Below are 435 nucleotides of genomic sequence, written 5' to 3' on the forward strand. Positions count from 1 at the left end.
AAGGACTAGCAGGCATCACAGCCGCTGCGTGATGGGCGTGTCGTGGTAGAGCGTATTGAGGATAACCCCGGTTGCTTCCGGGTACTCCTGTATGCCATTCCGCATTTCCAGGTTGAAGGTATGGACGTCAGTCTGTCGTTAGTTACACAAATGGAGAAGTCGAAATCTTAACGACGCAGCGCACAGGAGGTGCGATGAAGATCTACCGTCCGTTATGGAGCGAGGGGGCCTTTCTGGCTCCGCAGCAGTTTCAGCAGCAGACACGTTGGGTTGACTATGTCGCTGACGCAGTGGCACACATGTCACTTTCCTCCCCATGGGGTGTCCTCAGCGCGGAGTTTGACGAATGTGCGCTAACGGTTCCCCGTTTAAGTCATGTTAATCTGGATGTGGGCTTCCCTGCCGGATGGTTCGTGGATTCATGTCTTTCACATA

Annotated in this window: 1 protein-coding gene and 1 pseudogene; both read left to right on the forward strand. The window is 53.8% G+C overall.

From position 1 onward, the window contains the following. Positions 1–9: 9 nt before the first annotated feature. Positions 10–171 (forward strand): annotated as a pseudogene (locus ACU8YC_RS28195) (type VI secretion system contractile sheath large subunit); the annotation flags it as partial. Positions 172–194: 23 nt separating this feature from the next. After that, positions 195–435, forward strand: a 241-nt coding sequence (gene tssK / locus ACU8YC_RS28200; protein WP_446896423.1) for a type VI secretion system baseplate subunit TssK, incomplete at its 3' end; no start/stop codon positions are given.

It is taken from the genome of Citrobacter sp. VF227, assembly GCF_052950715.1.